At 34.1% G+C, this 24,381-nt stretch carries 29 protein-coding genes and 1 riboswitch; of the genes, 1 reads left to right on the top strand and 28 read right to left on the bottom strand.

Annotated elements, in window-relative coordinates; genetic code table 11:
• Positions 1-302: 302 nt before the first annotated feature.
• The 28 genes from BHF71_RS09845 to BHF71_RS09710 form a co-directional block, all read right to left on the bottom strand.
• A complete protein-coding gene (locus tag BHF71_RS09845) occupies positions 303-2,042 on the bottom strand; it encodes an ATP-binding protein (RefSeq protein ID WP_084024492.1) in 1,740 nt (579 codons plus the stop codon).
• Entirely contained in the window at positions 2,043-2,765 is a 723-nt protein-coding gene (locus BHF71_RS09840; RefSeq protein WP_069657467.1) for a response regulator transcription factor, read from the bottom strand. It lies immediately after the preceding gene.
• An 84-nt stretch (positions 2,766-2,849) separates the two neighbouring features.
• Positions 2,850-3,572: a pseudouridine synthase gene (locus BHF71_RS09835; RefSeq protein WP_069657466.1), complete on the bottom strand. Its 723-nt coding sequence runs from the start codon at positions 3,570-3,572 to the stop codon at positions 2,850-2,852.
• Between the two features lie 90 nt (positions 3,573-3,662).
• Positions 3,663-4,205, bottom strand: coding sequence for a spore maturation protein (locus tag BHF71_RS09830; RefSeq protein WP_069657465.1), 543 nt, complete (start codon positions 4,203-4,205; stop codon positions 3,663-3,665).
• 79 nt (positions 4,206-4,284) lie between these two features.
• Entirely contained in the window at positions 4,285-4,872 is a 588-nt protein-coding gene (locus BHF71_RS09825) for a nucleoside recognition domain-containing protein (RefSeq protein WP_069657464.1), read from the bottom strand.
• Between the two features lie 43 nt (positions 4,873-4,915).
• A complete protein-coding gene (locus tag BHF71_RS09820; RefSeq protein WP_069657463.1) occupies positions 4,916-6,016 on the bottom strand; it encodes a D-alanyl-D-alanine carboxypeptidase family protein in 1,101 nt (366 codons plus the stop codon).
• A gap of 131 nt (positions 6,017-6,147) precedes the next feature.
• Positions 6,148-6,588 (bottom strand): GerW family sporulation protein, encoded by a 441-nt coding sequence (gene ytfJ, locus BHF71_RS09815; protein WP_069657462.1) that lies wholly within the window; start codon positions 6,586-6,588, stop codon positions 6,148-6,150.
• The gene (locus BHF71_RS09810) at positions 6,558-7,229 is read right to left on the bottom strand and encodes a DUF2953 domain-containing protein (protein ID WP_069657461.1); all 672 of its coding nucleotides are present in this window, start codon (positions 7,227-7,229) and stop codon (positions 6,558-6,560) included. The genes ytfJ and BHF71_RS09810 overlap by 31 nt, the downstream gene beginning before the upstream one ends.
• 80 nt (positions 7,230-7,309) lie before the next feature.
• A complete protein-coding gene (scpB, locus tag BHF71_RS09805) occupies positions 7,310-7,867 on the bottom strand; it encodes an SMC-Scp complex subunit ScpB (RefSeq protein WP_069657460.1) in 558 nt (185 codons plus the stop codon).
• The gene (locus BHF71_RS09800) at positions 7,857-8,627 is read right to left on the bottom strand and encodes a segregation and condensation protein A (RefSeq protein WP_069657459.1); all 771 of its coding nucleotides are present in this window, start codon (positions 8,625-8,627) and stop codon (positions 7,857-7,859) included. The genes scpB and BHF71_RS09800 overlap by 11 nt, the downstream gene beginning before the upstream one ends.
• A gap of 45 nt (positions 8,628-8,672) precedes the next feature.
• Complete coding sequence (gene lysA, locus BHF71_RS09795) at positions 8,673-10,007, bottom strand: diaminopimelate decarboxylase (protein ID WP_069657458.1); 1,335 nt, start codon at positions 10,005-10,007, stop codon at positions 8,673-8,675.
• 44 nt (positions 10,008-10,051) lie between these two features.
• A riboswitch (Lysine riboswitch) is annotated at positions 10,052-10,227 on the bottom strand.
• A 94-nt stretch (positions 10,228-10,321) separates the two neighbouring features.
• The gene (locus BHF71_RS09790) at positions 10,322-11,848 is read right to left on the bottom strand and encodes a spore germination protein (RefSeq protein ID WP_245683857.1); all 1,527 of its coding nucleotides are present in this window, start codon (positions 11,846-11,848) and stop codon (positions 10,322-10,324) included.
• Positions 11,814-12,410, bottom strand: coding sequence for a stage V sporulation protein SpoVABEA (gene spoVAEA, locus BHF71_RS09785; RefSeq protein ID WP_069657457.1), 597 nt, complete (start codon positions 12,408-12,410; stop codon positions 11,814-11,816). The genes BHF71_RS09790 and spoVAEA overlap by 35 nt, the downstream gene beginning before the upstream one ends.
• A 14-nt stretch (positions 12,411-12,424) precedes the next feature.
• Entirely contained in the window at positions 12,425-12,778 is a 354-nt protein-coding gene (spoVAE, locus tag BHF71_RS09780; RefSeq protein ID WP_069657456.1) for a stage V sporulation protein AE, read from the bottom strand.
• Positions 12,779-12,780: 2 nt separating this feature from the next.
• Positions 12,781-13,791: a stage V sporulation protein AD gene (gene spoVAD, locus BHF71_RS09775; RefSeq protein ID WP_245683855.1), complete on the bottom strand. Its 1,011-nt coding sequence runs from the start codon at positions 13,789-13,791 to the stop codon at positions 12,781-12,783.
• 48 nt (positions 13,792-13,839) lie between these two features.
• Positions 13,840-14,316 carry a stage V sporulation protein AC gene (gene spoVAC, locus BHF71_RS09770; RefSeq protein WP_069657454.1) on the bottom strand — a complete coding sequence of 159 codons (477 nt, stop codon included), beginning with the start codon at positions 14,314-14,316 and terminating at the stop codon, positions 13,840-13,842.
• Positions 14,317-14,330: 14 nt separating this feature from the next.
• Positions 14,331-14,756, bottom strand: a complete 426-nt coding sequence (locus tag BHF71_RS09765) for a stage V sporulation protein AB (protein WP_069657453.1) — start codon at positions 14,754-14,756, stop codon at positions 14,331-14,333.
• Complete coding sequence (locus tag BHF71_RS09760) at positions 14,756-15,373, bottom strand: stage V sporulation protein AA (protein WP_069657452.1); 618 nt, start codon at positions 15,371-15,373, stop codon at positions 14,756-14,758. The genes BHF71_RS09765 and BHF71_RS09760 overlap by 1 nt, the downstream gene beginning before the upstream one ends.
• An 89-nt stretch (positions 15,374-15,462) precedes the next feature.
• Positions 15,463-16,215, bottom strand: a complete 753-nt coding sequence (gene sigF, locus BHF71_RS09755) for an RNA polymerase sporulation sigma factor SigF (RefSeq protein WP_069657451.1) — start codon at positions 16,213-16,215, stop codon at positions 15,463-15,465.
• Positions 16,216-16,225: 10 nt separating this feature from the next.
• Entirely contained in the window at positions 16,226-16,651 is a 426-nt protein-coding gene (gene spoIIAB / locus BHF71_RS09750; protein ID WP_069657514.1) for an anti-sigma F factor, read from the bottom strand.
• Between the two features lie 15 nt (positions 16,652-16,666).
• Complete coding sequence (gene spoIIAA, locus BHF71_RS09745; RefSeq protein ID WP_069657450.1) at positions 16,667-17,017, bottom strand: anti-sigma F factor antagonist; 351 nt, start codon at positions 17,015-17,017, stop codon at positions 16,667-16,669.
• A gap of 174 nt (positions 17,018-17,191) precedes the next feature.
• The gene (locus tag BHF71_RS09740; protein WP_069657449.1) at positions 17,192-18,367 is read right to left on the bottom strand and encodes a D-alanyl-D-alanine carboxypeptidase family protein; all 1,176 of its coding nucleotides are present in this window, start codon (positions 18,365-18,367) and stop codon (positions 17,192-17,194) included.
• A 124-nt stretch (positions 18,368-18,491) separates the two neighbouring features.
• Positions 18,492-19,817: a pyrimidine-nucleoside phosphorylase gene (locus BHF71_RS09735; protein WP_069657448.1), complete on the bottom strand. Its 1,326-nt coding sequence runs from the start codon at positions 19,815-19,817 to the stop codon at positions 18,492-18,494.
• Entirely contained in the window at positions 19,817-20,644 is an 828-nt protein-coding gene (locus tag BHF71_RS09730; protein ID WP_069657447.1) for a purine-nucleoside phosphorylase, read from the bottom strand. Before BHF71_RS09730 ends, BHF71_RS09735 begins: the two co-directional genes overlap by 1 nt.
• A gap of 13 nt (positions 20,645-20,657) precedes the next feature.
• A complete protein-coding gene (locus tag BHF71_RS09725; RefSeq protein ID WP_069657446.1) occupies positions 20,658-21,473 on the bottom strand; it encodes a purine-nucleoside phosphorylase in 816 nt (271 codons plus the stop codon).
• 12 nt (positions 21,474-21,485) lie between these two features.
• Positions 21,486-22,661: a phosphopentomutase gene (deoB, locus tag BHF71_RS09720; RefSeq protein WP_069657445.1), complete on the bottom strand. Its 1,176-nt coding sequence runs from the start codon at positions 22,659-22,661 to the stop codon at positions 21,486-21,488.
• 185 nt (positions 22,662-22,846) lie between these two features.
• Entirely contained in the window at positions 22,847-23,734 is an 888-nt protein-coding gene (gene xerD, locus BHF71_RS09715; RefSeq protein ID WP_069657444.1) for a site-specific tyrosine recombinase XerD, read from the bottom strand.
• Between the two features lie 77 nt (positions 23,735-23,811).
• Positions 23,812-24,051, bottom strand: coding sequence for a DUF4227 family protein (locus tag BHF71_RS09710; RefSeq protein ID WP_069657443.1), 240 nt, complete (start codon positions 24,049-24,051; stop codon positions 23,812-23,814).
• 153 nt (positions 24,052-24,204) lie between these two features.
• Between BHF71_RS09710 and BHF71_RS12540 the strand changes: the two genes are divergently transcribed.
• On the top strand, positions 24,205-24,381 hold a 177-nt coding region (locus tag BHF71_RS12540; RefSeq protein WP_141705384.1), incomplete at its 3' end, for a helix-turn-helix domain-containing protein.

Genomic DNA, 24,381 nt, shown 5'->3' with positions numbered 1-24,381 from the left:
CATCTTCTCTTTCTGCTAGAAAAATCCCTTCATTTTTGTAAACTCCCTCAAGCTTTAACTCCTATTTCTTTGTGCAAATATCCTTTAGGTATAAATAAATATTATTCTATACCTTTTTTAAATGTAGCATAGTGTATAAATATTTACAATATTTTAGTAATTTATTTCTTAAACTACTCTTTTGATTTACCATTTTGGCCATATTTCTCTGAATTCATACCAAAATAAGTCATTGATCTGCTTTTTTGCAAATCATAGATAAAAAAAAGGAAACTACTTTATCGTGTAGTTTCCTCAAGTTCTTATATGTTTGTGGGAATAATTATCGAAAATGTTGTACCTTGTCCAATCTTACTATCAACCGATATTGTTCCTCCGTGAGAATTAACGATATTTTTTACAATTGATAATCCAAGTCCAGTACCAGAGTTGCCCCTTGTCCTAGCTTTATCAGCCTTATAAAACCGCTCAAATACATAGGGGATATCCTGTTCAGGTATTCCTTCTCCAGTATCACTAACTTCTAATAAAAAGTTATCTGAAGACTTCAATTTGGCTCTGATAGTAATTTTACCTCCATTTTTGGTGTGCCTAATAGCATTATCTACTAAGTTTGTTAAAACCTGCTCAATACGATCACCATCAACATATACTTCAGGTAGTTTCGGATCATAATCACTTATCAGTTCAATTTTATGCTCTTGTGCTAACGATGAAAACTTCCTGATCATCTTATCGATTAATAGTTTGATATCAGTTTTACTATATTGGATTTGATACATCCCCGATTCCATTCGAGCTAAATCCAATAAATCATTAACCAATCTACCCATTCGCAAAGATTCTTCGTAAATGATATGAGTTAATTCCTTTGTCTCTTCTGGTGATAAAACCATATCATCGATGATTGCTTCACTATAACCTTGGATCATCGAAATTGGTGTCCTCAATTCATGAGAAACATTGGCAAGAAAGTCCTGACGAAGCTTATTTAATTTTCTTTCATAGGTTACATCCCTCAATAGCATTACAGCACCATTAACAACCTTATCTGAGAATAAAGGTGCCATTACAACAGATAATATCCTTCCATGTAAATTTATATCCTTCTTTACATTTACCTCTTGTTTTATTACGGTTTCCAGCATTTCTTTGATTGAATCCGGAAGTTCCTTTTCCCATAAAAGCAATTTATCTGCAGGTGGATTTGTTACTATTATATCTCCCCGTCGATTGACCGTAATTACTCCATCGGCCATACTTTTTAAAATATTTGTTAGTTTTTCCTTTTCATCAGATAATGCTTGTACGGTTTCTGCCAATTGACTTGCCATTTTGTTAAAACTATCCGCCAGTTCACCTATCTCGTCTGTTGTACGAATACTGATTTTATGTTTAAAATTTCCCCTTGCCATTTGTACAGCTGCTTTTTTCATCTGTCTAATCGGAGCTGTGATTTTATATGACAAAAAGAAGGAAAAAAAAGTGGTTATTACACTAGCAATCCCAACAAATAACAATAGAATTTTCTTCAAATTATTTGTTACCTCGTACAACCTCTCAAGAGATTGATACAAGATAATTACCCCGATGTCTTTACCATTTTCTGATAAAGGATATGCTATGGCTAGAAAATCATCTACTTTATCAAATGTTAAATAATATTTATAAGAAACATCGCTTATCCTAACAACATTTTTTTGATTTTCCAATATTAGTTTGATATCTTCAGGAGAAAATAATTTTTCAATTTGAGGATATTTACCCGTTGCATCCTTTTTGATTATCACCATATTTGTTTCATATGCTCGTAAAATATCGTCTATTATCTCTATTGCTTTTTCTCTATTTGGATTCTTTTCTATTATTAAGGAAATTTCTTCGCCTAGAGCTGAAAGAGAATTAGACTGTTGGGTATAATAATGATTATCAAAATATTTAAATACTATCGTACTTAATAAAAGGAATAATACAGCAACAATAGCAATAATCGTTATCCATAATTTACCTACTACACTACGAGTTATACTACGAAATATCACCTATTTTTGCACCTCAAACTTATATCCAACTCCCCAAACAGTCGATATCATTTTAGCAATATCCGGGGAGATCTTATTGATTTTTTCCCTTAGTCGTTTTATATGAGTGTCAACGGTCCTCAAATCTCCAAAAAATTCATAATGCCATACATTTTTTAATAACTCTTCCCGACTGAATACCTTATCTGGTTTACTCGCCAAGAAATGTAATAATTCATATTCTTTTGGGGTAAGGCTCACTTCTTGTCCATCAATAGTGACACGATGAGCATCATTATCTATAACTAATTGATCAAAAACGATAATATTATTGGTCTTTGTATTTTCTGTTGAAAGATATGCCGTTGCTGAGGCTCTCCTTAAGATAGCCTTAACCCGATAAACAACTTCCCTTGGACTAAAAGGCTTAACAACATAATCATCAGCTCCAACTTCAAATCCCTGAACTCTGTTAACTTCTTCACCTTTAGCAGTTAGCATTATGATAGGAGTGGACTTAACCTCTCTGATCTTTCTACATACCACGGTGCCGTCCATTTCTGGTAACATAATGTCTAACAGGATTAGATCGTAATTATTTGCTAATGCCTTTTCTAAAGCTGATATTCCATCACCTGCTTCATCGATGACAAAACCTTCCCTTTCTAAATACATCTTCAGTAGTCTGCGGATTCTGCCCTCATCATCAACTATTAATACGTGATAATTATTTCTTGAGTCCATTGTTTCACCCTTCCAATTACCATTTCTAAATCAAAATTTTATAAATAGTATCGCATAATTTTTTAAATTAAACTAAGAAAAAAATTAGCATTTGAGCTTAACAATTTCTTTTAATTTACATACTTCAGTATTCGATAAAATCCGATATTTTCCTCTTTGAACACCATCTAAAGTTAAAAATCCATATTTAATTCTTTTCAACTTTACTACAGGATGGTTAATCGCTTCAAACATCCTTCTTATTTGACGTTTCTTCCCTTCATGTATTGTAATAATAATTTTTGCTTGTCTACCAAGTTTTTTTATTAACTTTACTTGAGCAGGAGAGGTAATTCCATCTTCTAGCTTTATTCCATGCCTAAGTTCACTTAGAGCCTTCTCATTAGGAATCCCTTCAACTGTTACTTCATATGTTTTATCTATCTCATATTTAGGATGCATTAAGCGATGGGCTAGTTCTCCATCATTTGTCAATAATAATAAACCTTCAGTATCATAATCCAATCTTCCTACAGGATAAACGCGTTCTGTAATATCAATAAAATCAATGACTTTTCTTCTACCATGGGGGTCATCCATACTCGTAATTACTCTTTCTGGTTTATTAAATAAGATAACGATCTTCTCATCATCAATAAAAATTTGCTCTCCATTTACTCGAATATCATCTTTATTAGGATCAACCTTTGTTCCTAATTCTCTTATGATTTTTCCATTTACAGATACTTTTCCATCAGTAATTAGTTGCTCAGCTTTACGTCTTGATGCGATACCAGCATGTGCAATAACCTTTTGAAGCCTTTCCACATCATTCACCTACTTCTACTTTCTGCTGTGACAAGTGTACCATAAATATAATAATAGTGCATATTCCTAATTGCAATTTTTGCGTTAATTTTATTTGAAATATAGTGTTACAACAATAAATGAAGCTATGATTCCCACTAAATCTGCAATCAAACCAACTTTAATTGCATACCCCGTCTTCTTAACACCTATCGCCCCAAAATATACGGTAATGATATAAAATGTTGTATCAGTACTTCCTTGCATCGTTGAGGCTAATCTTCCAATAAACGAGTCAGGTCCATAAGTAGCAATTAAATTACTAGTTAATGCCAAAGCGCCTGTCCCACTAATAGGACGGAGAATTGCTAATGGGAAAACTTCTGAAGGAAAATTAAAAAAATTAAAAAAAGGATTAAGACTCTGGGTTATTAACTGTAAAGCACCTGATTCTCTAAAGATTGTGATAGCAACCATCATTCCTACTAAGTATGGAATGATCTGAACTGCTGTTTGGAATCCATCCTTAGCCCCTTCAACAAAAGCCTCATAGACAGGAATTCTCTTCCAAATAGCAACAACAATAATCAAACTAATTAATCCAGGAATGATCCATGATGAGATTCCTGTAATTATTTGGGTCAAGAAGTCCATCTCCTCTCCTAAACTATAAAACATCTTTTCTATCTAACAAATAAATAAATTTCTTCTGTTTAATGACATTTATGTGAAGCTATTTATTTTTTATGTTTTTAAATCGATACCATCTGTCCAATAATATAGCTGCTGCAGTCGAAAATATTGTAGCTATCATTGTTGTACCAACGATTTCTGTAGGGTTTGCAGAATTATACGTAATTCTTATTGATATCACTATAGTAGGAACTAGAGTAATACTTGAAGTATTTATAGCAAGAAGGGTGGACATTGAAGCTGTTGCACGATCTTTGTGGGGATTTAATTTTTGTAATTCTTTCATCGCTTTTATTCCCATTGGGGTAGCTGCATTACCTAAACCAAAAATATTTGCAGTCATATTTGAGATAATATACCCTATTGCCACATGATCCTTAGGAATATCTGGGAATAAAAACCCAACTAAAGGACGGAGAAGACGTCCGATTTGTCTTAGCATACCCGCTTCTTCAGCAATCTTCATTATTCCTAACCAGAGGGTTAAAATGCTAATTAATCCGAAACTAATAGTTACACCAGACTTAGCCCCCTCAAAAATTGCCTTATTAACAACTTCAATATTCCCTGTAACTCCAGCTGTTATAATGCCAAATAAGATTAATAAAAACCAAATCCAATTGACCAATAACTATTCTCCTCTCCAGATTCTTATAAAATGTTAATCACTTTTAATTTTGCTTTTCTTTCTTTAATTGAATCGGTATACTGCCAATATACTTGTTATTTAAATAAAATTTTATCCGTCCAAGAATTTGATTTGAACTAATTTCATTAATATTTAATTCTTGGATATTTTTTATCAAAGCAACTTTTTTGGTTATTAATTCTTTTTCCTCTGCTTTTATAGGATAAGAAAAATCTTCAACTGCCATTAGCTCATAATATTTTTTTCCAACGCGAATTTTACCGATTTTTTCCCCTTTATTAACTATCTTTTTATGTTCATATATATTAAAACCGTATTCAAACAACTTAATGTGATCATTCCAATCATCTGGAGCATTTAAGGTAATACTTGCTAATTGAACACCATCTTTTGTTGCAGAAGATGCTAGGCACCTTCTAGCCAATTTAGTATATCCTGTTTTTACACCATCAGCCCATTTATACCTATACAATAATTTATTTTTATTAATCCACCTTCTATTCCAAGACTCTCCTTCAGAAGGAGCAATTTTAACCTTAGTACTGACAATCTTCCGAAATACAGGATTTTTTAAAGCATAAGCTGTAAGAATTGCCATATCTCTAGGAGTAGAATAATGGTCTTTATTATCTAATCCATGGGGATTAACAAAGTGAGTATTAGTCATTCCTAGATATGCTGCTTTCTCGTTCATTAAGTATGCAAAACCTTCGATAGAACCTCCAATATGTTCAGCAATTGCTACAGCAGCATCATTTCCCGATCTTAGGATTAATCCATACAACATATCTTCAAGTGTTAACTTTTCGCCTTTCTTCAAATATATCGAAGAACCTTCAACCCCATGTGCGTTGCTGCTTGTAGTAACCAAGTCATTTAAGTTACCATTTTCAATGGCAATAATCGCCGTCATTATTTTAGTCAGACTGGCAATCCGCATTTTTTTATCAGGATTTTTTTCAAAGAGCACTCGACCACTATCTACATCAATTAGTACTGCACCTTCGGCACTAACTTCTGGTTCGAAGGTTGATTGAGAATATACTTCGTCTGTAATGATTGAAAAAGATAATAATAATAGTATTAATGTCAATATTTTCTTTTGAAACTTAAATGTAATCATAGTTGTCCTCCTAACCTGTCTAGTTAATATATATGCATTTTAAATTTGGGTATGAACATCTGCTTAACCTGATATTAATGGAAAAAGCGCAACTAATTGCGCTTAGAAAAAGACCATATACACAGAATTAGCTACGATAAATAATCTTGTTGATTATTCTCGCTAGCATCTTGTTTTTTATTTTTTAGGGAGTTCTGCAATTTTTCCATTAACTGTGGTGCCAAATTGATCAAACGTTCATAAATGTGAGTTTCTGAATCTAATGGAAGTAATTGTACTCCATTAGTCCGACTTACAACAAGAAAAGCAACTGGAGTTATCGATATTCCTCCACCACTTCCCCCTCCAAATGGTTTATCTTGGGGTCCACCATTACCTTTTTCTTCAGATGATTCAAAATTCAATTCACTTCCACCAGCCGCAAAACCAAATCCAACTTTTGAAATCGGTAGGATAACACTACCGTCGGGAGTTTCCACAGGTTCTCCAACGATGGTATTCACATCAACCATCTCTTTTATATTCTCCATGGCAGTCTTCATCAGGCCTTGGATAGGATGTTCTCCTGCCATACTTTTCTGCCCCCTTTATAAAACTTAAAGATTAGACGTATTCCTGTTACTATAAGATACCCTATTCTAAAACGTAATATGCACTCAAATCTGCTATGATATATCTTGTTAGTAAAAATGGGTTTAACATCCAAAAAGGGGAGACTTTTTACAACAGTGTACTTTGAAACCAACCCTAATATATACCCTTTTAATCCCCAAACAACTCCAGTAACAATCCCTGTTTCCATCGCATCTCCTGTTCCGATCTTTGATTCCCAGATAAATAAATCGATCTTTACATGTTTTAAAAACGCATTGACTTCTTTTTTTAAATTATGAACTCGTTTTAATAAATGCTTAAATTTTTTATTCCAATCGATTATTTTCTCAACTGTGATCCGTTCTTTTTTTGTCTCTGGTTTTGGAACCGAATTAACATTTGTACTACTCTTATACTTTATCCCACGGTCTTTTGCATCAGCGTCAATTAATGATATTTTCTTCTTGATATGAATTAGTCGATATAAAAACCAAAGATTTACCTCCATAAAGTCATTATTTTGATCTTTTTTATATAAGATATGAATTTTAACCTCAGAAAAGATCAATAAAATAATTAACAATAAGATGAATATTAAAATATACCCTAATAAACCCATCATCATCACTCCACTAGATGGTAGTATTCTCTAAGAATAAAAATTGAATTCAAGAAAATGTATTATAAAAAAAAAGAAGATTATGAGAATAAATATAAATCCTCATCATCTTCTTCTAATTCGATCTGTTCAGTTGGAGGCGGTAACTCTTCCAAATTCTTTAGCCCAAAGTAATCTAAAAATTCTTTTGTAGTCCCAAATAGTATTGGCCTGCCAATTGCATCCATTCTTCCCACTTCTTTTATTAATCTTTTATTAATTAGAGTTTTGATTGCCCTATCAGATTTTACCCCTCTGATGTCGTCGATCTCAGCCTTTGTAATAGGTTGTTTGTAGGCAATTATCGCCAATGTTTCTAAGGCAGCTTGTGATAAACTTGAATGAGTAGGTGAAGTTGCTAGTCGTTCAAAATATTCAGCATGTTCTGGTAAGGTAGTTAATTGGTAGGTATCAACAATTTGAACTATTTGAATCCCCCGATGTTCCCTTTTATAATCTTCGATCATATCGTAAATGACATCTTCAACCGTCTCAGTATCAATGCCGACTATCGATGCCAATTGTTTTTTATCGATTCCTTCATCTCCCACAACAAAAAGTAATCCTTCAATAATCGATTTTATCTTTTCATAATCCATCTTTTTCCACTCCTTCGTTTGTGGAATAGTAAATTACTATTTCATCAAAGAGTTGATTTTGGATACAGATTATCAATTTTTGTTTCATAAGTTCCAAAATACTTAAAAATGTCGCAACAATTTCTGATTTACTATTTTGATGATGGAGAAGTTCTGAAAAACGAACTATCCCTCTTTTTTCTTTTAAAATTTGAACTATACTATCAATTTTGTCCTTAACAGATATCTCTTCACGCTCAAGAGTAGTCAACGGTTCATTATAAGAATAGTTAGACAATACTTTTTCATATGCATCAACAAGATGATACAAACTAATTCCTTGAACAGGATTTTCTTCCTCATGAACAATATATGGGGTCAAATCTTGAGGTGAACGAGTAAATATTTTACTTCGCTCAATTTCCCTTTCCCTAAGTTCTGAAGAAAGTTGCTTGAATTTCTTGTATTCAATCAGCCTTTTAACCAATTCTTCTCTTGGGTCTTCCTCATAATAATCATCCATCTCTAGCATAGGTTCCATATCTTTTGGGTAATTTGGTAGTAACATTTTACTTTTAATAGCCAATAAAGTAGCTGCCATTACCAAGAAGTCACTTGTTACATCAAGTTTAAGTGTTTGCATTGTTCTAATATATTGAAGATATTGATCAGTAATTTTGGCTATTTGAATATCGTAAATATCCATTTCTTCTTTATCAATTAAATGCAACAATAAATCCAATGGACCTTCAAAAAAATCAAGCTTAATCTCATAAGACACAGTTATTACCTACCTTAATCTATATTACTTTATAGTTTCAGATTTTCAGCCTAGTATTTTTACTTTATTTTTCTTCAGACGTTCTGGAACAACATCGAACTGGATTATGTCAGAATAAGTTTCTCTCCTAACAATAAGTTCAGCTTCCCCCTCGTTAACTAAAACCATTGCTGGACGTGGAATTCGATTATAATTACTAGCCATAGAATAATTATAAGCACCGGTGGAAAAAACCGCTAATATATCACCTGCTACTGGACTATTTAGTTCGATGTCCCAAATTAGCATATCACCGCTTTCACAAGCCTTACCTGCAACGGAAACTACTTCACTTTGGTCATAAATCATCCGATTAGCGATTGCAGCATCATATTTCGCTTGGTATAAGGCTGTTCTAGGATTATCCATCATCCCGCCATCAACGGCAATGTATTTCCTAATATTAGGGATATTTTTGCTCGAACCGATAGTATACAATGTAGTTCCAGCTTCACCAATTATACTACGTCCAGGTTCAATCCAAATTTCTGGAAGTTTCAACCCTTGTTTGTAAAAATGATATTTAAAAGACTCAACCAAAGAAACCACGTACTCCCTTATAGATAATGGTTCGTCTTCCTCAACATAGTGAATTCCAAATCCTCCACCTGCATTAATTATTGGAAGTTCCACATCTAATTCATCATGGATAAATCTGTAAAACCCAGCCATTCTCTCGATCGCTTTTTCAAAACCTTTCATATCAAAGATTTGAGAACCAATATGGAAATGAAATCCTAAAAGGTTGATCCATTTAGATTGATGGACCAATTTAGCAGCGTTATATGCTGCGTCCACTAAGTTGAAACCAAACTTTGAATCTTCTTGACCTGTTTGTATATATTCATGGGTATGAGCTTCAATCCCCGGTGTAACCCTAATTAAAGCATTAACCCTTTTTTGTTTATTCTCTGCAATAGATTCTATCAGTTCTATTTCATATAAATTATCAACAATAAATGCACCAATTTCCGCCTCGATTGCCATTGTAATCTCAGCAACAGATTTGTTGTTTCCATGGAAATGAATTCTATTAGTAGGAAAACCAGCTTCAATAGCCGTAAATAGTTCTCCTCCGGAAACAACATCTAGTGAAAGACCTTCATCTTCAACTAAATAGCAAATTGCCATAGTACATAAAGCTTTGCTTGCATAAGCAACCTGAAAGGGAATACCAAATGATTTAAAAGTATTAATGAATTCTCTCATTTTATTTCTAATCTCAAACTCATCTAAAACATATAGAGGGGTACCAAAATGCTTTACCAAATCGGTTGTGTCTACCCCTCCAATTTCCAAATGATTTTTTTCATTAATTCGTTTTGTTCCAGATAAATACACATCATTACCTCCTTTTTATTGGACAAGACAGTGAGTAATCACTCTCTTGAGATAGCGCTCCACTAGTCTTCACTAGTGACAGTCCGATACTTATTCAATATCGGCCCAGCAGAGGATACTTTGGCAATAACCCCTACTTCGGCAAAAGCCCCTTTCTCATTTTTTCATTGTTGCCATTCTCAAAAATGATACTAATGACTTTTGCGCCTCTACCTCACCAATAAAAATGATGAGGTATATTTATTAGATTAAATTATTATGCGAATATAACATATAAAGCAATTTTTTTCAACTATTTTCGCTTTAACACCTAATTATTGTCTTTCTTGATTTTGGGGATGGACAATACTAGGACGTTTATTCATAAAAGGTACAGGTTTTCTCAATAAGATAGCCATGAAAGCATGGAAATTAAAGGGAATAAATGGCCACAAATAAGGCGTATTCAAAGAACGAGTAGAAGTAAGTAAAATCAACAAAATCGTTACTCCAAACACAAAACCTGGTATTTTAAAGAAATAGGTAGCAAAAAGCAAAAACATTCTTGCAATCTTATTGGCAAGTCCCAATTCATAACTTGGTGTCGCATACATACCCAATACTGCAACTGATAAATATAAGATAACCTCTGGAACAAACCAACCAACTTCAATTGCTATTTCTCCAATCAGTACTGCAGCAATTAAGCCCATTGCAGTCGCTAAAGGTGACGGAGTATGTATGGCCGCCATTCTCATTACATCTAAACCTAACTCCCCAATAATAAATTGATAAAAAATCGGAATCTCAGAAGTTTTTTTGGGACCAATAAAATCAAATGTTTTTGGTAATAAATCCGGCTCTAATACATAAATTAGCCAAAGCGGTAAAAGAAAAATCGAAGAAATAATCCCAATAAATCTCATCCATCTCAAATATGTACCAATAATAGGAGTTTGACGATATTCCTCTGCATGTTGTAAATGATGAAAATAAGTGGTAGGAGTAATAATTACACTCGGTGACGTATCCACATATATGATCACATGTCCTTCTAGCAGATGTGCCGATGCCACGTCAGGTCGTTCGGTATATCGAACTAAAGGAAATGGACTCCATGACTTTCCAACAAGAAATTCCTCAAGAGTTTTTTCACCCATAGGCAGACCGTCAATATTTATCTGCTCTATTTTTTGCTTGATTAATTTGACTAAACCGGGATCGGCAACATCTTTCAAATAGGCGATACAAATATCCGTTTTAGAACGATCTCCAACGTGCAGTATTTCCATCCTTAAGCGTTCGTCTCTGATTCTCCTTCTTGTTAAAGCAGTATTAAATAATAATGTTTCTGTAAAGCCATCCCTTGAGCCTCTAACAACCCTTTCGGTATCAGGTTCTTCAGGAGATCTACTAGGATATTTTCTCACATCAATTACCAATGCTTCTTGTTCTAAATCGATGAACATCACCAATTGCCCTGAGAGAATAGCTTCCTTCGCCTTATTAATGGTTAAAATCTTCTCGACTTGAATATGCGATAAATATGTTTCGAAAATCTGTTTTAAAGTATTTGGAACAAGTTCTTCCCTTGCTAGTTTTGCCAATTCTTTAAGTATTTCCGTCATTATATTTGAATCTGCAAACCCATTGACAAAGTACAATGCAAAGTTTTTGTTAGCAAATTTCATATCCCTACAAACGATATCAAAACTTTCGTTTATTCCAAGGTTAGGATCCAATATCTCTTTATTCTCTTTTAAATGTTTTGATATTTTTATCCGCTCAAAATTTTTCTGATCATCATCTTTATCTTTGTTATCTCCTTTATTTCTTCCTTGTAACTTCATTTTTTTCTTCATGCTGTTCACCCCATTCCATAATCAATTTAATTGCTTTGTAAGTAATGGGCGATCCTTTTTTAATAGAATCCTTGCCACCCATCTTACCAATATCCCCAATACCTATTACCAGAGGGATTTCAAGGCGATTCAATACATCTACTGTATCTCCGTAAATTCTAAGTGGTCCACCTACCTTATCACCATCTTTATTAACTCCACTTCTTGTGATACGTCCATTTCGATCAATAGAAAAATCAACTTTAACACCGTTTACATTAGTAGTATTTGAGGCTACAGCTAATACGCCTAAAACGGTTATGTCAGGATGATTGGCAATATATTCTAAAGCTTTCTCACCATCTCCTTTATAACGATGTCCATTATCATCAAACATTACTAACACTGGATCCTTAGGAGTTTGCTTGATCATTTCCAAAATCTCTTCACCGCTAAAAGGAGTAGGGTTCCCCGCTGAAAGAGAAATACATCTTCCTCCAATTTTTTTCGCAGTCTCTTCAATTACAGTTTTTGCAATCACATCACCATCAGTTATTAAAATAACTTTTCTTTTTCTTCCCATTAATAATCACCTGATCAGCCTTTAGGCTTAAAGATAACAGCCGCAAAAAAACCAAAGATAATTGCGGCTGATATACCAGCACTTGTAACTTCAAATATTCCAGTTATAATTCCAATCAATCCATGTCGTTCTGCTTCTGATAGTGCACCATGCACTATTGCATTTCCAAAACTGGTGATTGGTACCGTAGCTCCAGCACCAGCAAATTTTATAAGCGGTTCATACAAGCCGATACCACCCAAAATTGCTCCCGAAACAACCAAAGTACTCATCACATGAGCTGGAGTCATCTTGGTAAGATCCAAAAGTAGTTGACCAATTAAACTAATTAAACCACCAATTAAAAAAGCTGCCCAATATGAACCCATCATTAATCCTCCTCATTTTCAATAGCCACAGCGTGAGCTATACATGGAATTGATTCTCCTTGCTGGTAAGAAATTGGACTTAGTAATGCTCCAGTAGCTACCACCAATACTTTATTAAATTCTTTTTGATTTAGTTTTTTCATAATGTGTCCGTAAGTAACCACTGCACTACTTGCACAACCACTACCACCAGCAAATACTTCTTGATTGGGACTATAGATCATTAAGCCGCAATCATTATAAACTGTTGACATATCATATCCTTGTTCAAGTAACAGCTTTTTAGCAATGGGATATCCTACACTAGCTAGATCGCCAGTAACAATCAAATCATAATCTTCCGGGTTTCTTCCGGTATCTTTAAAATGTTGTACAATAGTATCTACAGCTGCAGGAGCCATCGCCGATCCCATATCAAATGGATCTTTTAATCCCATATCAACTATCTTTCCGATCGTAGCATATTTAACCCTGGGGCCTACCAATCCTTTACCCACGATTGCCACTCCTGAGCCGGTAACTGTCCATTGTGCATAGGGTGGTTTTTGACCTCCGTACTCTGTTGGGTAACGATACTGTTTTTCAGCAGTAGAATTATGACTACTACAACCAGAAACGATATAATCAGCAAAATCTCCTTCAATAAGCGCAGCCGACAATGCCAATGCCTCCATTGATGTAGAACAAGCACCATATACACCTAAATATGGTATTTGGGAATATGTTGCAGTAAACGAAGCTGAAATTATTTGATTTAACAAATCACCAGCAATCATTAAGTTAATTTGGTCTTTAGTTAACCCTGCTTTTTTGATGCTTAAATCCAAAGCTTCTTCAAATAATTTTCGTTCGGCTTTCTCCCAAGTATCTTGTCCTATATATAAATCTTCATGAATAATATCAAAATCATTGGCTAATGGTCCTTGTCCTTCTAGCGGTCCAACTGCCACTGCACTAGACAAAATTCTAACTTTAGAAAATTCCCAAGTACTTCTGCCTAATTGCGTTTTCACCACGTTACCTCCCTCAAAAAAAGGTGATCAATCTATTTGTAATTGGGCTTAGACCATTTTAATCAATGTCTTGATCAAAGCGATAATGAAGGCGGCTACAACACCAAAAACGATAACAGAACCTGCCAACTTAAACATATTTCCGCCTACTCCTAAAACTAGTCCCTCTGAACGATGTTCAATTGCAGCAGAAGCTATGGAATTTGCAAAACCTGTAACGGGGACGGCAGATCCAGCTCCTGCAAACTGACCAATCTTATCATAAACCCCTAATCCCGTTAACAATACTGAAATAAAAATTAAAGTAGCGACAGTAGGGTTTCCAGCGTGTTCTTTAGAAAAATCAAAAAAACGAATATATATATTTTGAATAGCTTGACCTAGTACGCTTATTAAACCTCCAACGACGAATGCCTTAAAGCTATTTATCAATACGGGTGGCTTTGGCCTCATTTTCATTGCCATTTGTTGATATTGTCTTCTTTTCTCATTTTGTTTTCTTGTTTCACCGGTAGACTGTTGCATAATATTCCTCCAAACTACTTATCGATATAAACTAATAAATGAAAAAGTGAACCTGTGACCTTCCCCAGTACCATTGCCATTAAAAGAAATAATATGGCATTAGCCATATTTAAGCGTTTTGCGAATATTGGTAAAACATTCAAAACCTCAGTCAATGCTGCAGCCAACATACCTACAAACATACCAGCAAAAGCTCCGAATATTAAACTGAAAAGAGATGGTAAATTAAGTACTATTCCTCTAAAGTCTAACCATGTAAACGTAACAGCTCCATATATAAGAGCCCTTTGAAACCAACTTATATACTTAAACCCTTTAATTAGTTGAGTTAAGCGGGGAACAATATCTAAAACAGTTATGAAGGCAACGAAACCACTTCCAACGACAAACCCCCCAGCTAGTCCGACGATTACTAACAATATACTTTGCCATATCATAATTATTGTCGCTTCCTATTTTCTTTATTTTCATTTAAGACAACATATTGGTCTAAATTTTGTTGATATAAAAACATCTCTACTTCTAAAGGGCTCGGCTCTTCATTTATCTTTTTCTTAAATACATGATTGAAGAATAAAATCATCCCAATTCCTATCCCGATGGAGTATGGAATTTGTAGGATTAACGGTTTAGCTTTTTCTACTCCTGTAATTAAGTAATAGATTCTCCTATGAACTTCTACCATACTAACGTCATGATGAAAATTTAATATTGCCAATCCTGAGCCAATAAAAAGTAAAATCCAGACAAAAACTACTGCATAAATATTCGGCTTTTTAGTCATACTCGAAGTCAATATTTCAACGATGATTTCTGGTTTACCTAAACCTCTTACCTCCAATTCAGGAAATTCTTTTTTAATGATGTTTATAATTCGCATCAAATCAATAACGATTAAATGTTGATCTTCTTCTGTTACTTGATAAACGACTAAATTTTTTATTCTTGTTTCGTAACTTTCAGGGGCGATGATTTGAGCTATATTACTTAAAGTTATCTGTTCATTAAACCTTACATAATGTCGATTCCGTAAACGAAGGTATACAGAATTACCCACAAAAAATCCCCTCCATGTTGTTTCTTAACTTATTATGAGTCAACATTAAGAAGGCCATTCAAATTGTTGTCAAAAAAAAACCAATGGGTTCACTCCAATTGGCTTTTGATATTTGATAGAATTTTTTTTTCTAATCTCGATACCTGCACTTGTGATATTCCCAATCTCTTGGCTACCTCAGATTGAGTTTGATCTTTGAAATATCTTAAATATACAATTAATCTTTCCCTTTCATTTAGTTTAGAGATCGCCTCCCGTAAGGCAATATTATCAAACCACTTATTTTGAGATTCATCTGATATTTGATCCATTAGGGTAATCGGATCACCATCATTTTCAAAGACCGTTTCATGAATAGATGCTGGAGCTCTACTTGCTTCTTGGGCAAAGATAACTTCCTCGGGTGAAATTTCCAATTTATCGGCAATTTCCTTCACAGTTGGCATTCTGCCTAAAGTTTTTGATATTTCATCCTTTGCTTTTCGAACTTTATTTGCTGTTTCTTTTAAGGAACGACTAACCTTCACTGTTCCATCATCTCTAATAAAACGTTGAATTTCCCCAATAATCATTGGAACTGCGTAAGTGGAAAATCGAACGTCAAAGGACATGTCAAACTTATCAACTGCTTTCAATAGTCCAATAGCACCTATTTGAAATAAATCGTCAGCTTCATAACCCCGATTTAAGAAGCGTTGTACCACCGACCAAATCAACCGTATATTGCTATTAACGATTTTTTCTCTGGCTTGTTCATCACCATTTTGACTCTTAATGATGAGTTCTTTAATCTCCCGATCACTTAAATAGGGATGATGGTTATTATTGATATCAAATTCCATTTTATCACCCCTAATTTACAGTGTTATTTATAGCAAATCTTTTTCTAAGTACTACTTTCGTACCCTCTCCAATTTTTGATTCAACTTCCATGTCATCCATTAGATTTTCCATGATCGTGAAGCCCATTCCAGACCTCTCAAGCTCCGGTTTAGTAGTGTATAAAGGCTGAAGAGCAGACTCTACATCTTCAATCCCCTTTCCATTATCTTCAATCGTTAATTCAACCATCTCACCATCATATGATACGTAAATTGTAACAATACCCTTTTCATCTTCTTCATATCCATGAATTATCGAATTAGTAACTGCTTCTGATACAACAGTTTTTATATCATTAATTTCTTCTAGAGTTGGGTCCAGTTGAGAGATGAACGATGCTACAGCTACCCTTGCAAAAGATTCATTTTCGGATTTTGCAGCAAATTGTAATTTCATAAAATTAGCACCCAATTAAGCCACCTCCAATGCTTCGATGGCTTCTGACTCATTTTCAAATACACTTAAAATCTTAAAGATACCAGAAAGTTCAAATATCTTGTATACGCTAGGTTGTAGACAACAGATTGACATTTTACCTTCAGATTGACGGATTTTCTTATATCGCCCCAACAACATCCCAAGACCTGAACTATCCATAAAAGTTAAATGCTCTAAGTTAAATAATAAATTTTTTACGATCCCTTTTGCTAATTCCTTATCAATCTTTTCACGAACCATTTCTGAAGTATGGTGGTCCAATTCCCCTTCTAACCTTACGATTAAGGTATTTCTTACCATTTCTAAAGTAATATTAAAATTCATTTGATTCACTCCTTCTTCCCATAATAATCAGTTAAAAAAAATCTTGATTTTGAGCAATCAGATGTTTTTATTCTATTTCTTCTTTTTGATTTCTAGTTCCTGCTAGTCGACAAAAGAACAAAAAAATCGAGAATCCGAACTGTTTTGCGGAATCTCGATGTCGAAAAATGTCACTTATTCACTATTTTTACTAAGCAGAAGTTGGCTTTTTGTAGTTTTCTTGATCATATCCCACAGACTGGCTTTATTAATATTTTCTTCAGCAATTAATGGGAAAGTTTGAACTACTTTTCCATCTTTTATCGTCTGTAATTTACCTAATACTTCTCCCTTCTCAATTGGCGCTATAATATTTTCATCGACAATTATTACTTTTTCATAATTGGTTAATTTTTCCTCTTTTTTCATAAGTACACTAATTTGATATGGTGTTATCAGAGATACATAATCTTTTTTACCTTTACTAACCTTTGCATTAATTACAGGCTGATTTTTTTCGTAGATAACTTCATTCTTGTACTGACTAAATGCATAATCTAATAATCTTGAAACTTCTTTATTTCTAATCTTTGTACTAGGGGCACCCATAACTACAGCGATAACCCTAAATTTACCCCTTTTTGCCGTTGCGGCTAAACAAAATTTTGCTTCTGTAGTATAACCTGTCTTTAATCCATCAACTCCCTTATAAAATCTAACTAAACGATTTGTATTGACTAACCAAAAAGGATTTTTAGTATTTTTTCTCAAATAATCCTGATAGATACCCGTATATCTTGTGATTTGCTCATACTTCAATAATTCTCTTGATATCACAGCAATATCATAAGCAGAAGTATAGTGATTTTTAACAGGTAAACCATTAGAATTCATAAAATGAGTGTTTTTCAATCCTAATTCTTTTGCTTTCTCATTCATTTTAGCAACAAAGGCTTCCTCAGATCCAGCTATATATTCGGCCAAAGCAACAGAAGCATCATTTCCAGAAGCCACAGCTACTCCTTTTAACAAGTCCCTTACCGACATCTCTTCGCCCGCTTCCAAAAAGATTTGAGAACCACCCATTGAAGCAGCGTACTCACTTACTCTCACTTTATCATCAAGGGTAATCTTACCACTATCGATAGCTTCCATTACTAATAACATAGTCATAATTTTAGTGAGACTTGCAGGAGGGAGAGGTTGATGACTATTTTTTTCAAATAGTATCGTACCTGTATCTTGGTCAATCAAAATTGCCGATTTGGCATTAGTCGCCAGATCTACTTCCTCAGCATAAACACTAGGAAGAACAACCATATAAGATATAAATATACCAATAAATAAATATATTATCCTTTTTCTCAACATAGGCAAATTCCCTTCCTTTGCTTATTTGTACATATCTTCGTTAGTTCTTATTGTTCTCAAATTAAGGTGAAATATTCCAAAAAAATAAAAGATGGCTAAAATGCCATCTTTTAGGTCTTGATTATTAATTTTTTTGAATTCCATCTTTAGTCACGATACCAAAAATTAATGGTCGTTCAGCTAGTTTTTCTGAACCAATTGTGTAAGCAGCTAATACTTTTCGCTTAACTTCTTCAACATTTTTAGGGTTATTTACATATAGTGTTGCAATAACATCACCTTTATCCACACGGTCTCCCACTTTTTTGTTTAACTTTATTCCAACTGCTAAATCTATTTCTGATTCCTTAGTTTCCCTTCCGGCACCAAGCATCATAGCGCTGATTCCAATTTCTTCCGCATGGATTTTATGAACGAATCCTTCTTCTTCAGCAATAACATCAATTAATGCTTCAGCTTGAGGTAATAAATCTGGATTATCGATTACGTCTGGGTTACCACCTTGAGCCTTAACAAACTCTTTTAAAGTTTCAATGGCTTTACCAGAATGGATAATATCTTCAAGAATTTGATAAGCCTCTTCAACAGTCTTAGCTTTTTCTCCTAATACAAGCATATGAGAACCTAAGACTAAGCATAATTCCTCTAGGTCTTTTGGTCCATTACCTTTTAAAGTTTCAATTGCTTCTTTTACTTCTAGTGCATTACCAACAGCAAATCCTAGTGGTTGGTCCATGTCACTTACAACAGCAACAGTGTTTCTCTTAGTTAAGGTGCCGATATCAACCATTGCTTTAGCTAGTTCAAAGGACTTTTCGGTGGTCTTCATAAAAGCTCCGTCGCCAGTCTTTACGTCTAAAACAATAGCATCAGCACCAGCTGCGATCTTTTTACTCATAATTGAACTAGCGATCAATGGGATAGAATCAACTGTCGCGGTAACATCTCTAAGTGCGTATAACTTTTTATCTGCTGGAGTCAAGTTTGCTGTTTGACCGATAACAGAAAGCTTAACTTTATTCACCTGATCGATAAACTCTTGATTATTTAGTTCAACGTGAAAACCTTCAATTGATTCTAGTTTGTCAATTGTTCCACCAGTATGACCTAAACCACGTCCAGACATCTTTGCAACTGGTACTCCAGCGGTTGCCACCAATGGACCTAACACTAATGTCGTAGTGTCTCCTACTCCACCAGTACTATGCTTATCTACTTTAATACCTTCGATCTTAGAAAGATCAATTTGCTCTCCGGACTCAACCATAGCAAGAGTTAAATCAGCAGTTTCTCTTTCGGTCATTCCCTGATAAAAAACAGCCATTGTAAATGCAGATAATTGATAGTCAGGTATCGCACCACGACTGTATCCGTCAATAATAAAATTAATCTCTTCAGTAGTTAATTCTTGACCTTCACGTTTCTTGTGAATTAGATCTACCATTCTCATTATAGGATCACCTCTTTTAGTACACCTCTTACTAATTTAATGAATTTTGGTTTACTTTGTTCAGCTACAGCTACAACTTGTTCGTGGGTTAATGGTTCTAACTCTTCACCAATCGCCATGTCAGTTATTAGAGAAATACCTAATACTCTCATTCCTGCATGTCTAGCTATAATAACTTCTGGAACGGTTGACATACCAACAGTATCGCCACCAATTTTTGCTAACATTTTTAATTCTGAAGGTGTTTGATAATTTGGTCCACTTATTGCTGCATAAACACCTTTTTGAATTTTTAACCCTTGGTCATTAGCCACCTTTTCAGCAAGACTGATAAATTCTTGATCGTATGCTTGGGACATATCTGGGAAACGTGGTCCAAACTCTGGTAGATTTGGTCCAATCAAAGGATTTGTACCCATAAAATTAATATGATCTGTAATAATCATTAAGTCTCCAGCTGAAAATGCTTTATTCATACCTCCACAAGCATTGGTTACTAGTAGCATTTTTATACCAATAGCCTTCATAACATAAACTGGAAATGTTACTTCACTCATGGAATAGCCTTCATAATAGTGGAAACGACCTTGCATAGCCATTACCTTTTTACCCTCTAATGTTCCAATAACCAGTTGTCCCTTATGTCCTTCAACTGTTGAAACAGGAAAATTAGGGATATCCTTGTATTCAATAATTACAGGATTTTCTATTAATTCAGCCATTTCTCCTAAACCTGAACCTAAGATCAAACCGATTTCAGGAATTTCAGTTATCTTTGATAATATGTAATCCTTAGCTTCATTAATCTTTTGCATTTTATTTTCCATTTGTGTTTCCCCCTTATAAATTACTTACTATCTCTCTAACTAATGATAAAAATTTAGCTTGAACAAGGTTAGTTGTTTCAATTACCTCATCATGAGAAAGAGGTTGTGGTAAAATTCCAGCCGCCATATTAGTAATACAAGAAATACCTAAAACATCCATAGAGGAATGTCTAGCAACCATAGCTTCTGGAACCGTTGACATACCAACAGCATCTCCACCAATTGTTCTAATCATTTTGATTTCAGCAGGAGTTTCATAAGATGGACCAGTAAATGCAGTATAAACTCCTTCCTTAATCTCGATATCTAAATCTTTTGCAGAGTTCTTAGCAATTTCAATTAATTTTTGAGAATATACTTCAGACATATCTGGGAATCTAACGCCTAATTCATTATCATTTGGTCCCATTAATGGATTATCAAACATGAAGTTAATATGGTCAGTGATTATCATTAAGTCACCAGGCTCAAAGGAAGTATTAACTCCACCTGCAGCATTAGTTACAATTAGCTTTTCTACACCTAAAGCCTTCATAACTCTTACTGGGAAAGTAACTTCTTTTAATGAATATCCTTCGTAATAATGAAATCTTCCTTGCATCGCAATAACATTTTTCCCGGATAGACGGCCAATTACCAATTGACCCTTATGTCCTTCAACTGTTGAAACAGGGAAATGTGGTATATCATGATAAGAAATTTTTATAGCATCCTCAATTTCATCTGCTAATACGCCTAATCCTGAACCAAGAATTAAACCGATTTCAGGAGTAATATTGATTTTTGCTTTGATATATTCTGCTGTTTCATTGATTTTGTCTCTTAACATATTTTATCCCCCTTATTTTAATTGCTCTAAAAAGCTTTCACCGTATTCTGGTAGTTGAATTCCAAAGTTATCTGAAATAGTAGCTCCTATATCTGCAAAAGATTTCCTAATACCAAGGTCTACTCCACCAGTAAGTGATTTACTGTAAACCAATAAAGGCACATATTCCCTAGTATGATCGGTACCTCCATGGGTAGGATCGTTACCATGGTCAGCAGTGATAATCAATAGACCATCCTCACCTAGAGCATCCATGATCTCAGGAAGACGAGTGTCAAACTCTTCAATTGCCTTACCATAGCCAATTGGATCACGACGGTGTCCATACAACATATCAAAATCAACTAAATTGGTAAAAATTAAACCTTTAAAATCCGTCTTTAATTCCGCAATTAGCTTATCTACTCCATCCATATTGGATTTTGATTTTACCGCCTTAGTAATTCCTTCATTAGCATAGATATCTGCTATTTTACCAACTGAGATAGAATCGAATCCCTTATCTACTAAATTGTTCATTACGGTTCTTGAAGGAGGTTTTACGGAATAGTCTTTTCTATTTGGTGTTCTTTGGAAAGAACCTGGTTCACCAATAAATGGTCTTGCAATAACGCGTCCAACTAAATATTCATCACTCAATGTTAATTCTCTAGCAACTTCACAAATTTTATATAGTTCTTCTAAAGGTACAATTTCCTCATGTGCTGCAATTTGAAACACACTATCAGCAGATGTGTAAACAATAACAGCACCTGTTTTCACATGTTCTTCTCCTAATTCATTTATTATTTCAGTACCTGAAGCAGGTTTGTTCCCAATAACTTTTCTGCCAATTCTTTCTTCAAAATTTTTAATCAATGACTCAGGAAAACCATCTGGATACGTTTTAAATGGAGTATCAATTTTTAAGCCCATCATTTCCCAATGTCCTGTCATTGTATCTTTACCAACAGATAACTCGCCCATTTTTCCAAAAGCACCAATCGGAGTTTCTTGCTTTGTAACCCCAGCTATTGGATGAATATTCCCAACACCTAATTTTCCCATATTAGGGATGTTAAGCCCATTCATTTTCTCTGCTATATGAGCGAAAGTATTTGTACCCTGGTCGCCATATTCATTAGCGTCAGGTAAAGCGCCTATCCCTAGACTATCTAATACGATTAACGCTATTTTGTTGAATTTCATAATATGTACCTCCTAGGATATTTTATTTTTTTATTATTCCTTAAATATTAGATATCTATTTTATATTATGTTGGACAATCATCATAATAGTATTATAACTTATCTGTTGACTGATGTCAGACATCTTTTTGAAAAAAAAAGAAATTTTTTTGTCTATGTATTTAATTTTTCTATCATATAAAATTTTATGCTCTAGGATGGGTTTTAGAGTATACTTCTTTTAATCTTGCTTTAGTTAGGTGAGTATATATTTGTGTAGTGGATATATCGGCATGGCCTAACATTTCCTGTACGGATCTTAGATCTGCTCCATTTTCTAAAAGATGTGTTGCAAATGAATGCCGCAATGTATGAGGTGTAATATCCACATCTATAGATGCCATTTTAACGTACTTCTTCAGTATCTTCCAAAAACCTTGCCTAGTCAAGCGTTTCCCATGCTGATTTAAGAAAAGAGCACTGTCGGTTCGATTCGACACCAATTTAACCCTTCCATAATCTAGATATCTGCCGATACTACTTATCGCCAATTCGCCTAAAGGGACGATTCTTTCTTTTGACCCTTTACCTATACACTTAATGAAGCCCATATTTAAATTCACATCTTCAATATTTAATGATACTAATTCTGAAACTCGAATTCCAGTGGCATATAACAATTCTAACATTGCCTTATCCCTTAATCCCGCAATGGTGTTAGTATCAGGCATCTTTAACAAGTTGTCAACCTGTTCGATCGACAAAACTTTTGGTAAGCGTTTATCAATCTTAGGTGATTCTAAATTTTGTGATGGATCCTTTATAATATAACGATCCCTTAATAAATATTGATAAAATGCCCTAATAGCTGCTAGGTTTCTTGATACGGTTGAGGTTGCTCTACCCTTATTCTTTAATTCTAATAAATAGGCAATGATATGGGAACGATTTGTTTCTTGGATAGGAATATTACCAATTTTCTTCAAGAATAAACGGTAAGAAATTAAGTCACGACGATAAGATTCTATCGTGTTTTGAGCTAACCCTTTTTCTACCATTAGGTAATGGATAAATTGGTCGATTAATTTTTCCATCCTAAAGACTCCTTAAAAGATTATAGGTTTTTTTATACTTCAACATTGAGTTTTACAATTCCTTCTAAAAACAAAAATTATTCACCCAATAGGTAGTAAATTTTTAAACGTTGAATAAAATCTTGACTACTTACCATCCCATATTCATTACTCATATCAATTACTTTAATTGCCCTTCCTTTTGGTTCTTTATATTTATCAAACGGAGTTAGCCAATTATTAAAGAAAAATATCATTTTATAAAAGAGCACAACTAAAAGAAAAAAAAAGATAAACAATATAATCCATTCAAGCAACCTTTTTAAAGTAATTATCATTATAGACCACCTACCACACTCCTTTTTTCCTACTATTTCTATGAAATATATTTAGTAAATATACAAAAAGGCTACCCTTTGTGATATGATCCCCTTATAGTAGACAGAAAAAAGAAAAACCATTAGTCTGTCTATTATGGAGGGGATTTTTCTATGGGTAAAATTCGAAACACATATGATGTAGCATTCAAAAAGAAAGCAGTGGATATGTATAAGAATGAAGGAATGGGATACAAAACTGTGGCTAAAAAGTTGGGTATTGATCATTCTATGGTTCGTCGATGGGTTCATCATTATGAAAACGAAGGAATGAAGGGACTTGAAGAAAAA

The organism is Vulcanibacillus modesticaldus (assembly GCF_001730235.1).
In the GTDB taxonomy this organism is placed as follows: Bacteria; Bacillota; Bacilli; order Tepidibacillales; family Tepidibacillaceae; genus Vulcanibacillus; species Vulcanibacillus modesticaldus.
This window is presented reverse-complemented; position numbering and strand designations above follow the sequence as displayed.

Bases quoted from the DNA above. Each gene is read 5' to 3' on its own strand.
- BHF71_RS09840 (WP_069657467.1), bottom strand. From the start codon at position 2,765: ATGGACTCAAGAAATAATTATCACGTATTAATAGTTGATGATGAGGGC.
- BHF71_RS09830 (WP_069657465.1), bottom strand. From the start codon at position 4,205: ATGGACTTCTTGACCCAAATAATTACAGGAATCTCATCATGGATCATT.
- deoB (WP_069657445.1), bottom strand. From the start codon at position 22,661: ATGAAATTCAACAAAATAGCGTTAATCGTATTAGATAGTCTAGGGATA.
- ytfJ (WP_069657462.1), bottom strand. From the start codon at position 6,588: ATGGCAGGAGAACATCCTATCCAAGGCCTGATGAAGACTGCCATGGAG.
- xerD (WP_069657444.1), bottom strand. From the start codon at position 23,734: ATGGAAAAATTAATCGACCAATTTATCCATTACCTAATGGTAGAAAAA.
- spoVAE (WP_069657456.1), bottom strand. From the start codon at position 12,778: ATGGGTTCATATTGGGCAGCTTTTTTAATTGGTGGTTTAATTAGTTTA.
- spoIIAB (WP_069657514.1), bottom strand. From the start codon at position 16,651: ATGAAATTACAATTTGCTGCAAAATCCGAAAATGAATCTTTTGCAAGG.
- spoIIAA (WP_069657450.1), bottom strand. From the start codon at position 17,017: ATGAATTTTAATATTACTTTAGAAATGGTAAGAAATACCTTAATCGTA.
- BHF71_RS09725 (WP_069657446.1), bottom strand. From the start codon at position 21,473: ATGTTAAGAGACAAAATCAATGAAACAGCAGAATATATCAAAGCAAAA.
- BHF71_RS09740 (WP_069657449.1), bottom strand. From the start codon at position 18,367: ATGTTGAGAAAAAGGATAATATATTTATTTATTGGTATATTTATATCT.
- BHF71_RS09735 (WP_069657448.1), bottom strand. From the start codon at position 19,817: ATGAGAATGGTAGATCTAATTCACAAGAAACGTGAAGGTCAAGAATTA.
- BHF71_RS09820 (WP_069657463.1), bottom strand. From the start codon at position 6,016: ATGATTACATTTAAGTTTCAAAAGAAAATATTGACATTAATACTATTA.
- BHF71_RS09730 (WP_069657447.1), bottom strand. From the start codon at position 20,644: ATGGAAAATAAAATGCAAAAGATTAATGAAGCTAAGGATTACATATTA.
- sigF (WP_069657451.1), bottom strand. From the start codon at position 16,215: ATGGAATTTGATATCAATAATAACCATCATCCCTATTTAAGTGATCGG.
- scpB (WP_069657460.1), bottom strand. From the start codon at position 7,867: ATGGATTATGAAAAGATAAAATCGATTATTGAAGGATTACTTTTTGTT.
- BHF71_RS09710 (WP_069657443.1), bottom strand. From the start codon at position 24,051: ATGATAATTACTTTAAAAAGGTTGCTTGAATGGATTATATTGTTTATC.
- BHF71_RS09790 (WP_245683857.1), bottom strand. From the start codon at position 11,848: ATGAAGAAAAAAATGAAGTTACAAGGAAGAAATAAAGGAGATAACAAA.
- spoVAC (WP_069657454.1), bottom strand. From the start codon at position 14,316: ATGCAACAGTCTACCGGTGAAACAAGAAAACAAAATGAGAAAAGAAGA.
- spoVAEA (WP_069657457.1), bottom strand. From the start codon at position 12,410: ATGGGAAGAAAAAGAAAAGTTATTTTAATAACTGATGGTGATGTGATT.
- BHF71_RS09810 (WP_069657461.1), bottom strand. From the start codon at position 7,229: ATGGGTTTATTAGGGTATATTTTAATATTCATCTTATTGTTAATTATT.